Below are 19,721 nucleotides of genomic sequence, written 5' to 3'. Positions count from 1 at the left end.
CGGGGCAGCGCGAGTCGACGCGCGGGCACATGCCGCACATCACGCCGATACGTGCCGTTCAGGATGCCGCTTCAGCCATCGCGATCCGCGTGTGCTGGATGCCGCCAGCACATCGGTTAAGACTCCTCTTCATTTTTCATTGATTGTCGGGTCTGCCTGCGATGTCGACCCGACGGGAAGGCCGGTCCGGGCATGCGACGAATGTGTCGAAGTGGATTGCAATGTAGGCGATTCGAATGCGGGCCGACAGGCAATTTTTTGTAACAGTACGTAGCCGGAAAGCGTTGCCGGAGCGGCACGGCGCGAACGCAAAATTTGCCGTGGAGAAGGTTCCGAAAATCGAATCGAAAAGGCGAATCGGAATCGCTTCCGATTGCGTGCGATGCGGGCCGGTGGTGTCGATGGTGCCGATGCGACGTGCCGCCGGCCGGTCGTGCGGCGGCGGTGTCGGCGCCGCTCAGCGCTCCGCCGGAAAGCGGTCCTGCAACGCGTGCAGCCAGCGTGCGACGGTATCGAGTTCGTCGTCGGAAAACCCGTCGCACAGCTTGCCGTTCAGTTCGCGCAGCAGCACACGCGCGCGCTTGAGCGCCGCGTGGCCTTCGTCGGTCAGGTACAGCCGCGTCGCGCGGCCGTCGTCCGAATCGGCGTGACGCGTGATGAGGCCGGCTTTCGCCATCCGGTCGGCGAGCCCCGTCATCGCGGACGGCGCAAGCTGCAGCGCGGCGCCGACCTCGCCGACCAGCGCGCCATCCTGCTTCGCGAGACAGAACAGCGCGCCGGCCTGCGCGGCGCTCGCGCGGGTCTCGGTCTCGGTCTCGGCCTCGGCCTTGCGGTCGATCCAGCGCTGCACGCGCCGCTGGCCGATGTTCAACATGAAAAACAGTCGTCGGTCTTCGCTCAAGCTGGGTTCCCGGCTGCAATGGAAAGGGAGGGACGGCTCGCGGCGCGTGGCGTGTCGAGTGCCTGCGCGAGCCAGTCGGCGACGTCGGGCCACAGCACGGCGCCGGGCCGGCTGCGGAAGAAGCCCATGTGCCCGACCGGGCCGCTGCCCGCCGCGTGCGGATCGATCTGGCGGCGTTCGACCGCCGCGCGGGCCAGATAGCTTACCAGCAGGCCGATCGCGGCCGGGTTCGCCCACGGATCGTCGTCGAAGCCGAGCGCGAGGATCGGCAGCCGCTGTTTCGAGAAGCGCTCGGCCGCGCCGAGTGTCGGATCGTCGAAGAAATAGCGCGGCAGCGTCGTCCAGCGGCTCCATTCGCGGAACACGCCGGCCGGCAGATCCTCGCCGAGCCCGAGCCGCTTGCCGGGCACGTAGCCGAGCAGCGCGGACATCAGCGGGCCGAGCACGCGCAGGATCAGCCGCACCTTCAGGCGCTCGGTCGCCTGCACGATCAGCCGCGTGCTGCCCGCGTGCGCGGCGACGAGCACGGCCGCGCGCAGGTGCGTCGTGCTGGCCGACAGCCCGATCGCGTGCCCGCCGACGCTATGCCCGACTGCCAGCAGCGGCAGCCCTTCGTACGCCTGCCGTGCCCAGGCGGTCGCGGCGCCCACGTCGAGCTCCATCCAGTCGCGCATGCTGGCCTGTAGCGCGCTGAGGCGCGCGGGCCGCGACGTGCCGATGCCGCGATAGTTGTAGGTCAGCGCCGCGAAGCCGCGTTCGGTCAGGAAGCGTGCGAAGCCCGCATACAGCCGCTCCGGCACGGCCGTCGCCGGATGGATCAGCACCAGCGCGCGTGGCGCCGCGCTCGGCGACCACAGCGTGCCGTGCAGTGCATAGCCGTCGATGGCGGAAAACTCGATGGGCTGGGAGGTCATGGTTGTCCTCGCTCCGGATAGTTATTTCGTATGCGAAATATAGTCCGGGATTTATTTCGCGCACGAAATATTTATCGAGGAATCACTCGAGCGCCGTGCGCAGGAGGCCAGTTTCCGGCATCCGGCGGTTGTGCTCGATTCATAAAATATTTGCATCTTTGCATAGAAGAACATTGCGTTTGTCTCATGAAGCGGATCGACGTATCTTCATCGGTTCCATCCGGTCCGCCGGCCGTCCGCCACGGCGGACAACGAGGCGCCGCCGTCGCGCGGCAGCCCGCCAACCCCTCCGGGAGATCATGTTGCCGAGCCGAATCGTCATGGCGCTCTTGCTGGCGCTTGCCGCGCAGCCGGGCATCGCGAAAGACACCGTCACGCTGCGCGTCGGTGAACAGAACTACTTCAACATCCAGGCGTCGATGGAGGCGTCCGGCGTGCTGAAGGACTTGCCTTACACGATCGAGTGGAAGCATTTCCAGGCGGCCGCGCCCGTGGCCGAAAGCCTGAACGGCAACGCGATCGACCTCGGCTTCCTCGGCGATTCCGCGCTGCTCACGCTGGCTGCGCGCGGCGCGCCGGTCAAGGTCGTCGCGGTGTCGCGGCAAAGCCTCGACGGCGTCGCGATCCTCGTGCCGAAGGATTCGCCGGTGCGCAGCGTGGCCGACCTGCAGGGCAAGACCGTCGCCGTGTGGCGTGGCGCATGGAGCCAGCAGCTCGTGCTGCGCGCGCTCGAGCACGCCGGCCTGCGCGCGGATTCGGTCAAGTATGCGTACCTGATGCCGATCGACGCGACCAACGCACTCGCGAACGGCTCGGTCGACGCCGTGTCACTGTGGGAGCCGTTCGTCAGCACGCTCGCGTTGCGGCAGGGCGCGAGGCCCGTGACGACCGCGCAGGGGCTGATGCCCGCGCTGAGCTTCGTCGCCGCGAACGAGCCGGCCGCGTCGGGCAAGCGCGCCGAGATCACCGATTTCCTGCGGCGCGTGGTTGCCGCGCGCCAGTGGGTCGACAGCCATCCGCGCGAGTACGCGGATCTGTGGGCGAAGCGCGCGAAGCTCGAGCCCGACGTCGCATACCGCTGGCTCGACCACGCGAAGCAGCGCGTGGGCCCCGTCGACGAGACGGCCGCGAAGGACGCGCAGAACACGGCCGACTTCCTGCACAAGGCCGGCGTGATTCCGGCCGCGTACGACACGTCGAAGCTGCTCGACCGCTCGTATGCGGGCGCGTTCGCGGCGCCCGCGCAGAAGACGGCCGCCGCGCGGTGATATTCGACAGCGCGGGTCGGCCTGTCCGAACAGGTCGCGCGGGCGCTGGGCGTGTATTACCGGCTGGCTCGGCGTGTCGACGCTCCTGATTCGCGGGTTCGATCCGCGTCGATGTGCTGGCCTGCGGCGCGGCCCGATTCCGGCGATTCAAGCGCCTGTCGCGGAAATCGGCCGCTATCGCGGCGGTGCAGGCGTAGGCGAGGATCGGCGACAAGCCGTACTTCGATTCGCCCCGGCATTTCCATCGCGGAATGCCGGGGCGATTGCATTGCGTGTGTCGTGCTGGCATTCGATTCAGAACGACGGCAACCCCGGCGGGTTGGTCTCCGCCCGCGCGATCGCCTCGCTCTGCAATCCCCAGCGCGCGAGCGCCTGCCCGTAGCGGCCGCTGCCGATCAGCGCGTTCGTCGCAAGTGTCAGCGCGCTCGCGAGCCCGCTGCCGCGACGCGTCGCGATCGCGACATCGGCACTGGCCGGCCAGCCCGCATTGACGACGCCGACACGGTGGATCTTGCCGGTGCGCGCGGCCTCGTAAGCAAGCGACGCATTCGGGTTCAGCTCGGCATCGGCGCGGCCCGACAGCAGCGCGACGCGCGCCGTTGCATCGTCGTCGAAATAGAGCAGCTCGGTGGGCTTCAACCCTTGCGCGACGTTGCGCTTGGTCCATTCGAGCAGGATGCGCTCCTGGCTTGTCCCGGCACCGGTGATGATGCGCAGGCCGGCGATGTCCTTCGGCTCGGCGATCTTCGCGACCGGGCTGCCGGTGCGCACATAGAAGCCGTGCAGCCCGAGCCGGTAGGTCGTGAAATCGTATTTTTCCTTGCGCTTCTCGGTCACGCCGACGTTCGAGATCACCGCGTCGTACTTGCCGGACGTCAGCCCGAGCGGCCAGTCGGCCCACGCGATCGGCACCAGCGCGAGCGTGCGGCCGAGCGCGTCGGCCACCAGTTGCGCATAGTCGGGATCGGCGCCGACCACGGTGCGCGCGTCGGTCGCGTAGGTCGACACGGGCGGCGCGTGCGGTGAAATCGCGACCGTGAACGCGCCGTCGCGCACCCAGCGGTAGCCGCTCGCCGCGCGTACGGCGGCGTCATCGCGCGGCGCGCGAATGCGGCCGGCCTGGCGCGGATCGAGATCCGCGGTCGCGGCGGCTGAATTCGCCGCGCGCCACGGCAGGCTGCCGGATGCCGCGGCCAGCACGGTGCCAATGAACTGACGTCGGTCGATCATCGTGGCGTACCTCGCAGGCGGGGAGCGGCGCGCATCACAGCACCCGCGACAGGAACGCGCGCGTGCGCGGATGCGTCGGCGCGTCGAGCACGACGGCCGGCGGCCCGGCCTCGACGATGCGCCCGCGCTCCATGAACAGCACGTTGTCCGCGACTTCGCGCGCGAAGCCGATCTCGTGCGTGACGATCACGAGCGTCGTGCCCGAGCGCGCGAGTTCCTTGATCACGTCGAGCACTTCGTTGACGAGTTCGGGATCGAGCGCCGACGTCGGCTCGTCGAACAACAGCACCTTCGGGCGCAACGCGAGCGCACGCGCGATCGCGACGCGCTGCTGCTGGCCGCCGGACAACTGGCGCGGGTACGCATCGGCTCGATCCGCGAGACCGACGCGCGCGAGCAGCGTGCGGGCGGTGCGTTCGGCCGCGTCGTGCGTCGCGCCGCCGACGGCGACCGGTGCCTCGATCAGGTTCTCGAGCACCGTCAGGTGCGGGAACAGGTTGAAGTTCTGGAACACCATGCCGACGGCCGTGCGGCGCTTCAGCACGTCGCGTTCATTCAGCTCGTGGAGCACGTCGCCGTCGCGGCGATAGCCGATCAGTTCGCCGTCGATATCGATGAAGCCGTCGTCGACGCGTTCGAGATGGTTGATCGTGCGCAGCAGCGTCGACTTGCCCGAGCCCGACGGCCCGACGATCGCGGTCACGCTGCCGCGCGGCGCGACGAACGACACGTTGTCGAGCACGCGCTGCGTGCCGAACTGCTTCGATACGCCATGCACGGCCACTTCGCCGCCCGCGCGCGGCACGGCGGCGGTGTCGATATCGCCTTCGGCCGGCACGGTCGACGGCGTGTTACGCACCGCCGTTGCACGCCGCCACAGCACGCCGATGCGCGCGAGCGCGAACGTCAGCACGGACGGCGGCGGATTGCGCAGCGCGCCGCGTGCATAGTGTCGCTCGACCTGCACCTGGATCGCCGACAGCACGGTCAGGATGATCAGGTACCAGACGGTGGCGACCATCAACAGCGGAATCACTTCGAGATTGCGGCGATAGATCACCTGCACCGTGTAGAACAGCTCCGGCATCGCGAGCACGTACACCATCGACGTGCCTTTCGCGAGCGAGATCAGGTCGTTGAATGCGGTGGGCAGGATCGCGCGCATCGCCTGCGGCAGCACGATCCGCACGGTCTGGCGGCCGCGCGGCAGCCCGAGCGCGGCCGCCGCTTCGAGCTGCCCCTGGTCGACCGCGAGAATGCCGCCGCGGATCACTTCCGCGGAAAACGCCGCGTGGTTCAGCGAGAGGCCGAGCACGGCCGCGAGGAACGGGCTGATCAGGTCGGTGGTCGGCGCCTCGAACCACACGATGCCGGTGAACGGCACGCCGAGCCGCACGTGCTCGTACAGGTAGCCGAGGTTGTTCAGGATCAGCAGCAGCACGATCAGCGGAATCGAGCGGAACAGCCACACGAAGGTCCATGCGCTCGCGGCCAGCAGGCGCGAGCGCGACAGCCGGGCCAGCGCGACGAACGCGCCGAGCACGAAGCCGAACACCGCGCCGAGCAGCGTCAGCACCAGCGTGCGCGCGAGCCCCGACAGCACCGGCGGCGACAGGAACCATTCGGCGAACACCGGCCAGCCCCATTGCGGGTTGCCGAGGATCGAATGCAGCGCGATCGCGATCAGCACGAGCGCGAGCACGGTGCCGGCCGCGCGCGACCGGTGGCGCGCGGGCACGATCTGGAAGCGCGTGCCGGCGTCGCGCGCACCGGGGGAAGTGAGCGGCGGCAGCGCGCCGCCGAGGTGGGTCGTGTCGCTCATGTTTCTGGAGTCCTCGAATCGGTCGGGCAGGCGCGCCGCGCATGGGCGGCGCGGTGGCGTCAGGCGTGCGCTTCGGCCGCCGTTTCGTGCGCGGCGCCGGGCGCCGCGTGGCGGCTTGCCTTGCGTGGCAGGCCGAGATGGTCGCGCAGCGTCGCGCCGGGCAGGTCGCGGCTGTAGCGGCCGCGCGCCTCGAGCGCCGGAATCACGAGTTCGACGAAATCGTCGACGCCCTGCGCCTGGACCGGAAAGCCGAGTATGAAGCCGTCGCCGGCGCCCGCGTCGTGCCAGCGGATCAGCTCGTCGGCCACCTGCTCGGCCGTGCCGATGAAGTTCGGACGCGGCGTCGCGACCGCGAGCGCCGTCTCGCGCAGCGACAACCCTTTCTGCTTCGCATCGGCCTTGATCCGGTCGGTGGTCGAGCGGAAGCTGTTGCGGCCGAGCTCGCCGAGCTCCGGGAACGGCGCGTCGAGCGCGTACTGCGTGAAATCGTGGTGATCGAAATAGCGGCCGAGATATGCGAGCGCCTCGTCGATCGTCAGCAGGTCGCGGATCGCCTGGTATTTGTCTTCGGCCTCGGCGGCCGTGCGGCCGACGATCGGCCCGACGCCGGGGAAGATCTTCACGTCGCCGGCTTGCCGCCCGTGCTCGATCGCGCTCTGCTTCACGCGCCGCGTGAACGCGGCCGTTTCGTCGAGCGACGGCGAATGCGTGAACACGGCGTCCGCATACTTGCCCGCGAGCCCGATCCCGGTGTCGGACGAGCCGGCCTGGAAGATCACCGGCTGCCCCTGCGGCGAGCGCTGGATGTTCAGCGGGCCCGCGACCTGGAAGAAGCGGCCGTGGTGATCGAGCGTGTGGAGCTTGTCGCGATCGAAGAAGCGGCCGCTCGCGCGGTCGCGCACGAACGCGTCGTCGTCCCAGCTGTCCCACAGGCCCTGCACGACGTCGAGGTATTCGTCGGCGATCTCGTAGCGCAATTCGTGATCGGGATGCGCCTTGCCGAAATTCTTCGCGGTGCCTTCGAGCGGCGTCGTCACGACGTTCCAGCCCGCGCGCCCGCCGCTGATCGCGTCGAGCGACGCGAGCTGGCGCGCGACCGTGAACGGCTCGCTGTACGACGTCGAGATCGTGCCCGCGAGCCCGATCTTCTTCGTCGCGACCGCGAGCGCCGACAGCACGGTCAGCGGCTCGAAGCGGTTCAGGAAGTGCGGGATCGACTTCTCGTTGATGTAGAGGCCGTCCGCGACGAACGCGAACGCGATGCCGGCGGCTTCCGCCTTGCGCGCGATGCCGATTGCGAAGTCGAGGTTGATGCTCGCGTCCGGCGGGTTGCTCGGGTGCCGCCAGGCGTTCATGTGGCTGCCTGCGCCTTGCAGCATCAGGCCGAAGGGGATCGATCGTCGGGTCGTCATGGGAGCGTCACGCGTCCTGGTCAGGGGAAAGGGAGCGGTCGGCCGCGAGGGCCGCCTGCAACGGCGTGGCCGACAGTGCGCCGCCGAGCCATTCGGCCGACGCGAGCCGCGCCGCGTAGTCGGTCACCGGCGAGTCGATCACGAATGCATCGACATCGAGCCGCCGGCTCAGCGCGTCGAGCGCGCGGTGCACGCGTTCGGGTGTATCGGCCAGCACCGTCGGGCGCAGCTCGTCGATCCGGTAGTCGGATGCGCCGCTTTGCCGCGCGAATTCGGCGGCGGCCTGCGCGCTGGCGAGGTTGAAGCTCTGGCCGCCCGCGAACTGCAGCTTGAAGATCTTCAGCGGCCCGATCAGCCGCTCGGCCTCGTCGCGCGTCGGCGCGGCCACCGCGTACAGCGCGACGAGCGGCCGCGTGCCGCCCGCGCTGCGGTACGCGTCGAGCGAGCGTTCGAGATTCGCGTCGTCGCCGTTGAAGTGCCCCGCGTAGCAGAAGCGCCAGCCGTGGCGCGCGGCGAGCGCGCCGCTGTCCGGCGAGCCGCCCAGCAGGATGCGTTCGGGCGGCTGCGGCGGCACCGGCATCGCGACCGCGCCGGCGAGCGGATGATCTTCGGCGACGCCCCAGCCGAGAAACGCGTCGAGCTCCGCGAGCTGTCCCGCGAAGTCCGGCTTGCGCGCCTTGTCGTGGAACCACTGCAGCGCGCGCGTGGTCAGCGGCAGCCCGCCGGGCGCCTTGCCGATACCGAGATCGACGCGGCCCGGCGCGAGCGCGGCCAGCAGCTTGAACGTCTCGGCGACCTTGAACGGGCTGTAGTGCTGCAGCATCACGCCGCCCGAGCCGACGCGGATGCGCGACGTGTGCGCGAGCAGGTGCGCGACGACGATCTCCGGCGCCGAGCTCGCGAAGCCCGGCGTGCCGTGATGCTCGGCGACCCAGAAGCGCGCGTAGCCGAGCTGTTCGGCGCGCCGCGCGAGCGTCGTGGTGAAGCGCAGCGCGTCGGCGGCGCTCGCACCGTTGGCGATCGGACTCTTGTCCAGCAACGAAAGCGAGTAAGACATGGTGAGCGGCGTTCCTGCGTGTGGCGTGGATGGACGATGGGCGGGCGCGGCGCTCAGCTCTTCGGCAGCCCCGGCGGATTCGTGCGCGACTGGTCGAGCGCTTCGGACGCGAGGTTCCAGCGGTCGAGCACCTGCTGGTAGCGGCCGTTCTTGATCAGCCCGTTCAGCGCGACGGTCAGCGGATCGGCGAGCCCGCTGCCGCGGCGCGTCGCGATCGCGATGTCGGCCGTGCGCGGCCAGCCGCCGCTGATCGCACCGACGAGCCGCGTCTTGCCTTGCTGCGCGCTCTGGTACGCGAGCACCGAGTTCACGCTGAACACGGCATCGGCGCGGCCCGACTGCACGGCGACGATGCGCATCGCCTGGTCGTCGTAGTACTGGATCTGTACGGGCTTCAGCCCGTGCGCGACGTTCTCGCGATCCCACGCGAGCAGGATCTTTTCCTGGTTGGTGCCGGCGTCGGTCACGACGCGCAGCCCGGCGACATCCTTAGGCTCGCGGATCGCCTGGATCTTGCTGTCGTTGCGCACGTAGAAGCCGACCTGGTCCTTGCGGTAGGTCGAGAAATCGAACTTCTGCTTGCGCTCCTCGGTGACGGTGACGTTCGAGATCACCGCGTCGACTTTCCCCGATTCGAGCGCGAGCGGCCAGTCGGCCCACGCGAGCGCGACGATCTTCAGCTTGCGGCCGAGGCTGTCCGACACGAGCTGGCCGACGTCGGCGTCGAAGCCGATCACCGTGCGCGCGTCGGTCGCATACGAGCTGATCGGCGGCAGGCTCGGCGCGATGCCGATCGTCAGCGTGCCGGGCTCGGCGAACCTGAACGACGCGGGCACCGCGCGCTCGACTGCCGCATCGGCCGTGCCGCGCGGGCGGCCGCGCTGCTCGGGGCTCAGGTCGAACGTCGCGGCGGCCGCGGCTGCGGCGAATGCGGTCAGGCCGATCAGCGCGGCGGCCAGCGTGCGCACGGCACGGGAAGATAGCGGTACGGCTCGTTGCATGAAAACGTCCTGTCGTGGAAAGCGGAAGCGGAGATCGGGGGGAGCGCGCTCAGCGCGGCAGCACCGGGTCGGGCACGGGCGCCCACAGGTCGGCCAGCGTCGACGTGCGCGACGGATCGGCGAGATCCTTGCCGAAGCGCAGGTGGAAATACGCTTCGGGGTCGATCGACGAATCGAACAGCCGCGTATAGCCGGTGCGGTCGTACAGCGCCCACGCTTCGGGCTGGCGAAAGCCGGTGGTCAGGTAGAGGCGGCGGTAGCCCTGCCGCGCGGCGCGCAGTTCGAGCGCCTCGACGATGAGCCGCGCGAGGCCCTGGCGGCGCAGGTCCGTGCGGGTCCAGATGCGTTTGAGCTCGGCGGTCTGCGCGTCGTAGCGCTTGAACGCGCCGCCGCCGATCGTCTCGCCGTCGCGCAGCAGCAGCACGAAAGCGCCTTCGGGCGGTGCGAACAGTTCGGCCGGGTAGCGTGCGAGTTCGTCGCGCGCGGACGCGCGGCTGTCGGGGCGGTACGCGTTGTAACGGTTCGAATACTCGTCGATCAGCGCGTCGATCAGCGGTTGCGCGCGGACGTCGAGCGACGTCGTGTCGATGATGCGGTCGGTCGTGGCCATGGGCATCGCGAAAGGCGCGCGATGCGGACGTTCCTGGCGGGGTGCGGGCACACGGCCCGTCCGGTCTGTTCCGTTATCGCGACGCGGTTGTCGTCATGACGGCGGCCGGTGCGCATCCTGCGCTGCAGGTGGCGGGCCGCCGCCGTTTCGAACACGTTAGCGGCGCGGCCGGCAAAGGCGAACGAAGCAATTGCGATAAGGATTTCGCGGCGGACGTCAGAAGGCTTGCAGCGGGAGTGGGGTGGGGATCGAAGGGGCGCTTCGCACAGAGGAGCGCCCGCTTGATGAATACCGTGCGACGGATGACGCGCGGCTATGTGGCCTGGTCGTCGATCTGCGTTGCGAACTGTGTCACCGCTTCTCCGAGGCGGCTTGCATTTTCGATGTCCAGCACCGATTCGCCGCATGCAGGGCAGAAGTCTCCGGTTATGTGCGGTATGAGGGTGGAGTGACCGTGGCAGGTGTACGTAACGTTCCGCGTGTCACGGATCAGTTGCGCGTCACCGCAGGCGGGACATTTCATGTTCGTGGCCTCCTGAAGGTACGATCCGACTCATTGGCCAACGCTCGGCGCCGCCGACGGCTCCGCCAGCTGAAACAGGCAATCGCCGCGCCGCACCTGCGCGGGCACGCGCTTGCACACCACTTCGCCGTCGCCGTTGAAGCGGTGCAGCACCGGTTCGCGCAGCGGCGTATCGGGGAAATGCACCCACGCGGCCGGCTGCCCGGCCGTCACCTGGTCGCCGAGTTCGACGAGCGGCTCGTACAGCCCGCGCTCGTACGCATAGACGAAATGACGGTCGCCGTCGACGCGCATGAAGCGCGTGACGGCCGGCGGCGCGTCGGGCACGAGCGCGCCGTGCAGCAGGCCGATATGGCCGAGGTAATGCAGCAGCCCGTGGCGGCCGAGCCGGATCAGCGACGGATCGGCCATGCCCGCGCCGCCGAGTTCGGTCACGATCGAGATCGCGCCCTGCCGGCGCGCGGCCGACGCGGAATGAACGGGATTCGGCGCATGCAGCAGCGCGTTCTGCAACCCGAACGCGACCAGCAACCCGTTGAGCTTCGCGGCTTCGTCGGCGTCGAGCGGATCGATCGCGAGCATGTTGCCGCCCTGGTAGAGCAGCGAGCTGCCGCCCGAGTGCAGGTCGACCAGATACTGCGCGCGCGACAGCAGCGCATGCTCGATGTAGTGGGCGATCATCTGCGTCGGCGTGCCGGTCGGGTCGCCGGGGAAGCTGCGGTTCAGGTTGCCTTCGTCGAGCGGCGACACGCGCAGCCCCGCGTCCGCCGCCGGGAAATTCGCCATCGGCAGCAGGATCAGTTGCCCGCTGACCATCCCGGGCTCGATCTCGCGCATCAGTTGCGACACGATGATCTGGCCTTCGTATTCGTCGCCGTGGTTGCCGGCCATCACGAGCGCGACCGGGCCGTCGCCGTTGCGGATCGACGCGATCGGGATCGGCAGCCAGCCGTACGCCGAGCGGTGCACGGAATGCGGCAGCCGCAGGTAGCCCGCGTGCTTGCCTTGCGCGTCGAGATCGATCTCGCAGTGGATGGGATTTCGGTGTGAGGAGGAGGCGGTCATGGCGGCATCGTTCGATGAACGGAATCTGCCATCTTATCGGGAAACGATCGCCGCGCGCCGCGCCGGTGGCGTGCGACGCTGAACTGCGTCAACCGGCATGCGCGGGGATCCGCATGGGCGTTCCGCATTGCCGGCCGGCGAGGCCGCGCGCGATGTTGCAGCGGTGAACGCATGCCGGTGCGCCGGACGGCTGCATGCGTGCGTCAGGTTTCGCGCCGGCCCCTTGCCGCGACAGGGCCGGCGCTCGCGGCCGGCTTACCGGCTCGATGTTTCAGCTTCGAGACGTCCTTCTTCCCACAGTGCCCAGAAACGGCTGCCGGCGCGATACGGATTCGCGCGTCGCGCGCCGTGATCGGCGACGCCCTGGCGAAATGCGCCGTACAGCGTCAGCGGCGGATTGTCGACGCACGCGGCTTCGCGGGCGGCCGGCATGCGGCGATCGGAGACGAGCCGCCGGATCAGCGACGCGCCGTCGATTACGTCCAGTTCGTCGATGCTTTCGCTGCGGCTGAGGACTTCGACGGTATTCATGGTGGGTCTCCCTGACAACCTGTTTCCCTGACAGGGAGCAATAAGGGTGCCAGCCATGAAAAGCCTTGCGCCGCCTCGATCGTGCCGCCTTCTGTGGCCAACGTGATGCGTGGCGAACGGCGATGTTACGGAACACGTCACGTGACATGCGAGCGCGCGGCGCCACGTGCGAACACGCAAAGCGTTTCGGAATTGAATCGTCGGGAGGCGGGGGCGGGCAGGGAAAGACGGATACGCGGCGGGCGGGCGCGCAGTCGGCTCAGCTCGCGGTGGCAGGTGCCATGCGGCGGCTGCCGCTCGAATAGAAACAGTAGATGCCCTTGCCGGCCGACTTCGCGTCGTACAGCGCGCTGTCGGCCTGCCGGATCAGTTCGTCGGGCGAGCCGTGCCCGTCGTCGAGCGCGATGCCGACGCTGATGCCGATGCAGACGGTCTTGCCGATCGACAGCGTGTACGGCGCCGAAATCTGCCGGATGATCCGCGCGGCGAGGATCGAGCACGCTTGCATCGTCGTATCGTCGATCGCGACGATGAATTCGTCGCCGCCGACGCGCGCGGCAAGCTCGCCGGGCGGCAGCGTCTTGCCGAGCCGCTCGGCGACCTGCGTGAGCACTTCGTCGCCGGCCTGGTGGCCGAACCGGTCGTTGATCGCCTTGAAGCCGTCGAGGTCGAGATACATCACGGCGAGCGCGGGGCTCGGCAGGCGCGGCCGGCGCGCGAGCATCCGCTTGAGTTCGGCATGCAGTTCGTGGCGGTTCGGCAAGCCCGTCAGCGGGTCGTGCCGCGCGAGGTGCCGGATGTGCTGTTCGGTCTGGCGGCGCGCGGTGACGTCCTCGACGATGATCACCGCGTTGCCGTCCGGCACGCGGTGGCGCGTCAGTTCGAGCTGGCGGCCGTCGGCGAGCGCGATGTCGAGCGGCTCCGGTTCGTCGCGGTTCAGCCAGACATCGCATTGCGCGGCGAGACCGGCGCCGCCGGGATCGGTCGCGGCGTTCGCGCCGAGCACCGCGACGACGGCGGGTAGCGGCGTATCGAGCATGATCTCGCGCGGCGAACCGAACAGTTGCGCGGTGCGCCGGTTCGCGACGATCACGCGGCTCTCGCCGTCGATCATGCACAGGCCGTGCGGCATATAGGTGAGCGCGGCGTCGAAGCGCGCGACGAGTTCGGCGTTGCGCTGGCGCGCGGCGATCAGCGCGACGAGCACGCGATAGTGGCGCTCGACGACCGTGCGCATGGCCACGAGATAGATCGCGAGCGGCGGCAGCAGCAGCCACGCGCCCGGCCGGGGGGCCAGCAGCGCGCCGACGCCGATCGGCAGCACGCCGAGCGTGACCTGCATCATCGCGAGCCGCGGCAGCGCCGAATTGCGCGACGCGATCCCGCCGAACACGCCGCCCGCGACCATCACCGACAGCGTGCCGACTTCGACGTCGACGGCTTGCACGCAGCCCATCACGCCGAGGCCGAGCACGAAGCACGCGACGAGCGACACGGGCGCATAGCGCATCGCCCAGTATTCGGCGCGGTCGTCGCCGGCGTCGCGCCGAACCGCATACGCGCGCGCGATCGCGAGCCGCGCGGCGAGCAGGCAGACGTCGCCGATGAACCACGCGACGCACCAGAGCTGCTGCAGCCGGATCAGCGCGATGGCCGCGACGAAGCCGCTCGCGAGCCCGGACAGCGCCATCGGGCGGACGTCCTCGAACAGGGTAACGAGCATCGACGGGCGCAGCGCGGCCGTCACGCGGTGGTTGCCGGAGGGGGGAGTGGCGAGAACGGAGTGCAGGAGAGAAGCCCCGACTGCCATGGTTTTTGACCTCGACACGATGTCGCGATGGCTGGCGGCGCCCGCACGGTACATGGCGGGATACCGGCCAGGCCGGATGCGCACGACATTACCACGAAACATTGGCGGCGCGGAGTGCCCGGGCGCATGCGCGGGCAGGGCGGCGGCACCGCGCACAGCACCTGCCGCCAGTCGCACGCCACGCCAGCGAAAGTCTTGCGCATGCGACGGCGCGAAGGCAGCATCGTTGCGAACGGAACGATGCGCGGCGGCCGTCCGGATACCGGCCGCGACGCGCGGCGCGCGTTCCCGCCGGGTGCTGCCGCCCCTGCGGAAACCGGTGCGCACGCAGGTCGACGCAGGCGAATCGCCCCCGCGACCGCCCGCCGCAGCCCGGCTGAATCCCGTTATAAGAAATTCAATAAGTATTTCATGCGGGAAAGCCTATAGGCGATATATCTAAAACAATGCCAGAATGCGCGCCGCTCCGAACGCCGCGACACCCGATCGTCGTCCGAGCCGCATCAGGAGGTTCCCCCCACATGAAAAACCACGGCCTGTCACGGCGGGGTTTTCTGAAGGCCAGCGTGCTGGCGGGCGTCGCGGTGTATGTCGCGCCCATAGGCAGCCGCGCATTCGCGGCGCTCTTCGAAGAAAAACTCCTTACCCCCGTCAAATGGGATAGCGTCACCGGCATCCCCCAATTCCGCATCGACGGCATCGCGAAGGTCACGGGCTCGAAAGTGTTCGCCCGCGACGTGCGCGCAGCCGACATGCCGCACTGGCCGCAGCAGCAGTCGCATGCGCTGATCCTGCGCGTCGCGCAGGCCGATCGCACCTACGAAGGCTTCGACCTTTCGCTGCTCGGCGACGAACTGAAACCGGACCGCGTGGTCACGGCCGACGATCTCGCGCGCGATGGCGTCGCGTTCCCGGCGTTCTACGGCGACGACATGCTGTTGCCCGCCGGCAAGACGCCCGCGTATCTCGGCCATGCGGTCGCGATCCTCATCTATCACGACTTCGCGCGCTTCCGCTTCGCGAAGAACGCGCTCAAGTTCCGCGACGACGTGATCCGCTACGGCGCGGTCACGGGCCCGCTCGAGCGCGATCCGTGGGGCACCTTCCGCTACGTGCGCGTGGGCGGCAAGACGGCCTACGACGATGATGTCTATTCGAGCCTGAAGGACGCGCCGATCTTCCCGAGCATGATGCGCAAGCACCTGCCGGTCTGGCCGGACGGCAAGGAGCACGGCAAGCTCGACGAGCAGGGCATGTTCCTCGCGGGGCAGATCGCCGGCGAACTCGACCACCCGTCAGCCGACTGGCTCGTGTTCGACCGCGAGTACAACACGCAGTCGGTCGACACGGCCGCGCTCGAGCCCGACAACGCGAACTGCTGGTACGACGCCGCGACGCAGTCGCTGCACCTCGTCGTGCCGACCCAGTCGCCGCTCGAGGTGTCGGAGAGCGCAGCCGCGATGGTCGCGAAATGCCGCTTCCCGGTGAAGCAGCTGTTCGTGCATCCGTGCTACACGGTCGGCTACGGTTCCAAGGATCACTTCAACGTGCCGTTCTACGGCCTCGTCTGCGCGCTGTACGCGGACAGCCGCCCGGTGCGTTTCGCGAATGACCGCTACGAGCAGTTCCAGACGTCGCTGAAGCGGCACGCGTTCAAGATGCATTACCGGATCGCGGTCGACCGCAACACCGGCCTGCTGCAGTCGTTCAAGGGCGACTTCGAGGCGAACGGCGGCGGACGCTCGAACTTCTCGCCGTCGGTCGCGATGGTCGGTGCGACGGCCGCGCAATCGATCTACTACTTCCCGAAGAGCGACCTCGCGGCAGTCGCGATCGCGTCGCGCGCGATCGACGCCGGTTCGGCGCGCGGCTACGGCACGCTGCAGAGCATGGCCGCGACCGAGATGGCGGTCGACGAGATCGCCGCGCAACTGAACATCGACCCGATCGATTTCCGCCTGCGCAACGCGCTGCGTTCGGGGATGAAGAACACGCAGGGCGCGATTCCCGCCGGCGCGCTGCGCGTCGACGAAGTGCTGGAACGCGCGAAGCAGCATCCGCTGTGGACGCGCCGTGTCGCGCGCAAGGCCGAATTCGAGGCCGCGAATCCGGGCAAGCGCTACGGCGTCGGCTTCGCGTGCGTGCAGAAAGATTTCGGCACGGGCGCGGAAGCGTCGTTCGCGAAGGTCGAATTCGACGAGAACGGCAAGGTGTCGCTGCAGCACACGGCGGCCGAGATCGGCACCGGGATGTCGACGTCGCAGGCCGTCGCGGTCGCCAAGTGGCTGGGTCGTCCGGCAACCGAAGTGCGCGTGGCCGTGACCGAGTGGCCGGACCTGCCGGTCGAGACGAGCGGCGATCCGTACCTGATGTCGCAGGCCGAGCAGGATCGCCTGAGCGCGAACCCGCGCTGGTCGCCGGGCTATGCGTCGCCGTCGAGCGCGACGAACTCGGCGTACTACTTCACGCACAGCACGCGCGAAGCCGCGCGCGCCGTGTTCCGCTACGGGCTGTGGCCGGCCGCGATGTCGATCTGGACGCGCGGCCTCGGCGGCGGCCAGGCGGCGCCGTACACGATCCGCATCGAGGATGCGCGCTGGGTCGACGGCAAGCTGACCGCCGACGGTCTCGAGCCGCTGACGTTCGAACAGCTCGCGAAGCAGGCGTATGCGCTCGGCCTGCCGACCGGCGCCGTCGTGCACGTGTTCAACCGCTGGCAATGGACCGACGCCGAGTTCGACGTGGGCGGCACGGTCGAACGCTTGCCGATCGACGGGCTGTCGCTGCGCGTCGGCGCGCCCAAGACGGGCGCCGACAACGGCCCGCTGCCGGGCACCGCCGCGCCGGCCGGCGCGACCGCGATGCGCGGCACGCTGGCGCCGACCGCGAACGGCTATCGCGTGCTGGACCGCAAGCGCGTGTTCATCCCGCCGACGAGCCGCAACAACGCGGCCGTCACGTACTACACGGCCGTCGGCACGCTCGTCGAGCTGGCCGTGCACGAAGCGACCGGCAAGGTCGAACTGCTCACGCACCACTCGATCATGGAGTGCGGCAACCAGATTTCGCCGCAGCTCGTGTCGGGCCAGTTGCAGGGCGGCCTCGCAATGGGCATCGGGCATGCACTGCACGAGTACCTGCCGCTTTATGAAGACGGCCCCGGCAACGGCACGTGGAACTTCAACCGCTATCAGTTGCCGCGCGCGTCCGACGTCGCCGTGTGGACGCAGACCGGCGACGTGCTGCCGCCGCTGTCCGAGACCGATCCGCCGAAGGGCGTCGCCGAAGTGGTGATGATCCCCGTCGTCGGCGCGATCGTGAACGGCATCGCGCACGCGATCGGCCATCGTTTCACCGACCTGCCGGTGACCCCGCAAAAGATTCAGGAGGTGCTCGCATGACGACCGCCCAAACCGCGGCTTCGGCCGCGAGCGCCAGCGCGGCTGCGACCGGCGCTTCCGCGCCGACCGCGGCTTCGGCCGCACCGGTCTCTGCCCCGGCCGTACCGGCATCAGCATCGGCCGCCGTCGAGCGTCCGCTCGTCCGGTTCCAGCAGAAGCCGCTGTCGGTCAATATCAACGGCAAGTCCGTCGGCCCGATGCAGGTGCCCGAGGGGCTGATGATGATCGAGTTCCTGCACGAGTACGCGGGCCTCACCGGTTCGCGGCTCGGCTGCGGGCAGGGCGTCTGCCACGCGTGCGTCGTGATCGTCGACAAGCCGGACGGCACCAGCGAGGAAATGCGCACCTGCATTACCGGCGCGCATTTCTTCCACGGTCGCTCGATCCGCACGATCGAAGGCCATGCGAAGCGCAACGACGCGGGCGAAGTGGTCGAGCTGTCGCCGATCCAGCAGAAGTTCCTCGAGCACTTCAGCTTCCAGTGCGGCTACTGCACGCCGGGCTTCGTCAACGCGGCGACCGTGCTGATCGAGCGCCTGAAGCGCGAGCCGGTCGCGAAGGCCGACGTCGAACGCACGATCACCGAGGCGCTCGACGCGCACCTCTGCCGCTGCACGGGCTATGTCCGCTACTACGAAGCCGTCAAGGACGTGGTGCTGACGACGCCGGGACTCGTGAAGGACGCCGCATGAAACGCACATTCGCCCATCGCGTCGCGCGCCTCGCCGGTTTCCCCGTGCTCGCGGCTGCCTGCGCGCTGCTGCTCGCCGCCTGCGGCGGCCATGACGCACCGGCCGCGAACGCGGCTTCCGGCGCGCCCGGCGCCGACCAGGTCGCGCGCGGCCGCTATCTCGTCAAGGCTGCCGACTGCGCGGCGTGCCACACCGCGAAGGACGGCGCGCCGTTCGCCGGGGGCGCGGCGCTCGAATCGCCGTTCGGCACGTTCTACGGCTCGAACATCACGCCCGACAAGGATCACGGGATCGGCAACTGGAGCGCGGACGACTTCTACGCCGCGCTGCACGACGGCAAGGCGCCCGGCAAGCGCCTGTATCCGTCGATGCCGTACACGTCGTACCGGCAGCTCACGCGCGCCGATTCCGACGCGATGGTCGCGTACCTGAAGACCGTCAAGCCGGTCGCGCAGGAAAACCGCGCGCACGACCTGAAATTCCCGTACAACCTGCGCTTCGGGATGGCGTTCTGGGACATGGTGTTCCTGAAGGACAGCCTGCCGGATGCATCGGCCGGGCAATCCGCCGACTGGCCGCGCGGCCGCTATCTCGCGGGTGCGCTCGGCCACTGCGCGGAATGCCATACGCCGCGCGCGTTCACGGGCCAACTCGATAGCGCGAAGCCGTTCGCGGGCGCCGCGCTCGGCCGCGTGGCCGCGCCCGACATCACGCCGGCCGGCCTTGCCGCGCGCGGCTGGACGGGCGCCGACCTGCAGACGTTCTTCGGCGTCGGCATCGCACCGCAAGGCTCGGCGTTCGGCGAGATGTATCCGGTCGTTCACCTGAGCACGCAGTACCTGACGAAGGACGACCTGCGCGCGCTGTCGGTGTACCTGCTCGGCGATACGCCGCCCGCGCCGCAACCGGTGAAGCCGGTGTCGGCCGACGCCGCGCAGCTCGCGGCCGGCCGCTCGGTGTATCTCGCGGTCTGCGCGGGCTGTCACGGCTTCAACGGCGAAGGCAAGCCGCACGTGGCGGTGCCGATGAACGGCAACTCGACGGTGCGCCAGGGCGACCCGCGCAACCTGCTGGTCGCGATGCTCGACGGTATCGACGAGCAGAAGTTCGCCGGCCTCGAAAACCTGCAGCCGATGCCGGGCTTCGCGCATACGCTGAGCGACGACGAACTCGCGCAGCTCGCGAACTACCTGCGCGCGACGTGGGGCGGCCAGCCCGCGAGCGTCACGCCGGCCGACGTGAAGGCCATGCGTTAAGTCGTGCCGCAGGGCGGGGCGTCGCGCGCGAGGCGGCCGGTTTCCGGCGCTCGCGCGCGATGCGTCGCCCGACTTCCTGCGGCGGTTCTTCAGTAGCCGCCGCCACCTCCGCCACCCCCTCCGCCTCCGCTGCCTCCCGAGCCGCCGCCGCCGTACCGGCTCATGCCGGATCCTTGCGAAGCGCCGCTGCCCGACGGCGCACATCCCGCCGACAGCACAAGCATCAGT

Annotated in this window: 16 protein-coding genes; 4 read left to right on the top strand and 12 right to left on the bottom strand. The window is 69.2% G+C overall.

Features of this window, described 5'->3' with window-relative positions; all coding sequences use genetic code 11:
- Nucleotides 1-457 precede the first annotated feature (457 nt).
- Nucleotides 458-901, bottom strand: coding sequence for a MarR family winged helix-turn-helix transcriptional regulator (locus BFF94_RS09285; RefSeq protein ID WP_128849950.1), 444 nt, complete (start codon nt 899-901; stop codon nt 458-460).
- The gene (locus BFF94_RS09280; RefSeq protein WP_128849952.1) at nt 898-1,815 is read right to left on the bottom strand and encodes an alpha/beta hydrolase family protein; all 918 of its coding nucleotides are present in this window, start codon (nt 1,813-1,815) and stop codon (nt 898-900) included. The genes BFF94_RS09285 and BFF94_RS09280 overlap by 4 nt, the downstream gene beginning before the upstream one ends.
- Nucleotides 1,816-2,114: 299 nt before the next feature.
- Between BFF94_RS09280 and BFF94_RS09275 the strand changes: the two genes are divergently transcribed.
- On the top strand, nt 2,115-3,083 hold the full coding sequence (locus BFF94_RS09275) for an ABC transporter substrate-binding protein (protein WP_128849954.1): 969 nt from the start codon (nt 2,115-2,117) through the stop codon (nt 3,081-3,083).
- A gap of 294 nt (nt 3,084-3,377) precedes the next feature.
- Here the strand turns inward: BFF94_RS09275 and BFF94_RS09270 are convergent, their stop codons facing one another.
- The 10 genes from BFF94_RS09270 to BFF94_RS09225 all read right to left on the bottom strand — a co-directional run bounded on the left by BFF94_RS09270 (nt 3,378) and on the right by BFF94_RS09225 (nt 14,144).
- On the bottom strand, nt 3,378-4,313 hold the full coding sequence (locus tag BFF94_RS09270) for an ABC transporter substrate-binding protein (RefSeq protein WP_219139235.1): 936 nt from the start codon (nt 4,311-4,313) through the stop codon (nt 3,378-3,380).
- Between the two features lie 34 nt (nt 4,314-4,347).
- On the bottom strand, nt 4,348-6,135 hold the full coding sequence (locus BFF94_RS38190; RefSeq protein WP_219139234.1) for an amino acid ABC transporter permease/ATP-binding protein: 1,788 nt from the start codon (nt 6,133-6,135) through the stop codon (nt 4,348-4,350).
- Nucleotides 6,136-6,194: 59 nt separating this feature from the next.
- Nucleotides 6,195-7,547, bottom strand: a complete 1,353-nt coding sequence (locus tag BFF94_RS09260; protein WP_219139233.1) for an LLM class flavin-dependent oxidoreductase — start codon at nt 7,545-7,547, stop codon at nt 6,195-6,197.
- A gap of 7 nt (nt 7,548-7,554) precedes the next feature.
- Nucleotides 7,555-8,604, bottom strand: a complete 1,050-nt coding sequence (locus tag BFF94_RS09255) for an LLM class flavin-dependent oxidoreductase (RefSeq protein WP_219139232.1) — start codon at nt 8,602-8,604, stop codon at nt 7,555-7,557.
- A 53-nt stretch (nt 8,605-8,657) separates the two neighbouring features.
- Nucleotides 8,658-9,605, bottom strand: a complete 948-nt coding sequence (locus tag BFF94_RS09250) for an ABC transporter substrate-binding protein (protein ID WP_219139231.1) — start codon at nt 9,603-9,605, stop codon at nt 8,658-8,660.
- A 49-nt stretch (nt 9,606-9,654) separates the two neighbouring features.
- Entirely contained in the window at nt 9,655-10,215 is a 561-nt protein-coding gene (locus BFF94_RS09245; RefSeq protein ID WP_128844816.1) for a GNAT family N-acetyltransferase, read from the bottom strand.
- A 313-nt stretch (nt 10,216-10,528) separates the two neighbouring features.
- Complete coding sequence (locus BFF94_RS09240; RefSeq protein WP_128844814.1) at nt 10,529-10,738, bottom strand: type II toxin-antitoxin system MqsA family antitoxin; 210 nt, start codon at nt 10,736-10,738, stop codon at nt 10,529-10,531.
- Nucleotides 10,739-10,768: 30 nt separating this feature from the next.
- The gene (locus BFF94_RS09235) at nt 10,769-11,803 is read right to left on the bottom strand and encodes a succinylglutamate desuccinylase/aspartoacylase family protein (RefSeq protein ID WP_128844812.1); all 1,035 of its coding nucleotides are present in this window, start codon (nt 11,801-11,803) and stop codon (nt 10,769-10,771) included.
- A gap of 255 nt (nt 11,804-12,058) precedes the next feature.
- A complete protein-coding gene (locus BFF94_RS09230; protein ID WP_128844810.1) occupies nt 12,059-12,334 on the bottom strand; it encodes a hypothetical protein in 276 nt (91 codons plus the stop codon).
- Nucleotides 12,335-12,593: 259 nt separating this feature from the next.
- A complete protein-coding gene (locus BFF94_RS09225) occupies nt 12,594-14,144 on the bottom strand; it encodes a sensor domain-containing diguanylate cyclase (protein ID WP_128844808.1) in 1,551 nt (516 codons plus the stop codon).
- Nucleotides 14,145-14,665: 521 nt separating this feature from the next.
- On the opposite strand from BFF94_RS09225, the gene BFF94_RS09220 reads away from it, so the two are divergent.
- The 3 genes from BFF94_RS09220 to BFF94_RS09210 are packed head-to-tail and all read left to right on the top strand — an operon-like array spanning nt 14,666 to nt 19,493.
- Nucleotides 14,666-17,545, top strand: coding sequence for a xanthine dehydrogenase family protein molybdopterin-binding subunit (locus BFF94_RS09220; protein WP_219139230.1), 2,880 nt, complete (start codon nt 14,666-14,668; stop codon nt 17,543-17,545).
- Nucleotides 17,542-18,237: a (2Fe-2S)-binding protein gene (locus BFF94_RS09215; protein WP_128849662.1), complete on the top strand. Its 696-nt coding sequence runs from the start codon at nt 17,542-17,544 to the stop codon at nt 18,235-18,237. The genes BFF94_RS09220 and BFF94_RS09215 overlap by 4 nt, the downstream gene beginning before the upstream one ends.
- Nucleotides 18,234-19,493: a cytochrome c gene (locus BFF94_RS09210; protein WP_219139229.1), complete on the top strand. Its 1,260-nt coding sequence runs from the start codon at nt 18,234-18,236 to the stop codon at nt 19,491-19,493. The genes BFF94_RS09215 and BFF94_RS09210 overlap by 4 nt, the downstream gene beginning before the upstream one ends.
- Nucleotides 19,494-19,721 lie beyond the last annotated feature (228 nt).

Source organism: Burkholderia catarinensis (assembly GCF_001883705.2).
Taxonomy (GTDB): domain Bacteria; phylum Pseudomonadota; class Gammaproteobacteria; order Burkholderiales; family Burkholderiaceae; genus Burkholderia; species Burkholderia catarinensis.
Note: the sequence above shows the minus strand (reverse complement) of the source record. Positions and strands in the feature narration are given on the sequence as shown.

Coding starts and splice junctions, on each gene's coding strand:
- BFF94_RS09275 (WP_128849954.1), top strand. CDS start 2,115: ATGTTGCCGAGCCGAATCGTCATGGCGCTCTTGCTGGCGCTTGCCGCG.
- BFF94_RS09270 (WP_219139235.1), bottom strand. CDS start 4,313: ATGATCGACCGACGTCAGTTCATTGGCACCGTGCTGGCCGCGGCATCC.
- BFF94_RS09215 (WP_128849662.1), top strand. CDS start 17,542: ATGACGACCGCCCAAACCGCGGCTTCGGCCGCGAGCGCCAGCGCGGCT.
- BFF94_RS09225 (WP_128844808.1), bottom strand. CDS start 14,144: ATGGCAGTCGGGGCTTCTCTCCTGCACTCCGTTCTCGCCACTCCCCCC.
- BFF94_RS09210 (WP_219139229.1), top strand. CDS start 18,234: ATGAAACGCACATTCGCCCATCGCGTCGCGCGCCTCGCCGGTTTCCCC.
- BFF94_RS09220 (WP_219139230.1), top strand. CDS start 14,666: ATGAAAAACCACGGCCTGTCACGGCGGGGTTTTCTGAAGGCCAGCGTG.
- BFF94_RS09280 (WP_128849952.1), bottom strand. CDS start 1,815: ATGACCTCCCAGCCCATCGAGTTTTCCGCCATCGACGGCTATGCACTG.
- BFF94_RS09240 (WP_128844814.1), bottom strand. CDS start 10,738: ATGAAATGTCCCGCCTGCGGTGACGCGCAACTGATCCGTGACACGCGG.
- BFF94_RS09250 (WP_219139231.1), bottom strand. CDS start 9,605: ATGCAACGAGCCGTACCGCTATCTTCCCGTGCCGTGCGCACGCTGGCC.
- BFF94_RS09255 (WP_219139232.1), bottom strand. CDS start 8,604: ATGTCTTACTCGCTTTCGTTGCTGGACAAGAGTCCGATCGCCAACGGT.
- BFF94_RS09245 (WP_128844816.1), bottom strand. CDS start 10,215: ATGGCCACGACCGACCGCATCATCGACACGACGTCGCTCGACGTCCGC.
- BFF94_RS09260 (WP_219139233.1), bottom strand. CDS start 7,547: ATGACGACCCGACGATCGATCCCCTTCGGCCTGATGCTGCAAGGCGCA.
- BFF94_RS09230 (WP_128844810.1), bottom strand. CDS start 12,334: ATGAATACCGTCGAAGTCCTCAGCCGCAGCGAAAGCATCGACGAACTG.
- BFF94_RS09235 (WP_128844812.1), bottom strand. CDS start 11,803: ATGACCGCCTCCTCCTCACACCGAAATCCCATCCACTGCGAGATCGAT.
- BFF94_RS38190 (WP_219139234.1), bottom strand. CDS start 6,135: ATGAGCGACACGACCCACCTCGGCGGCGCGCTGCCGCCGCTCACTTCC.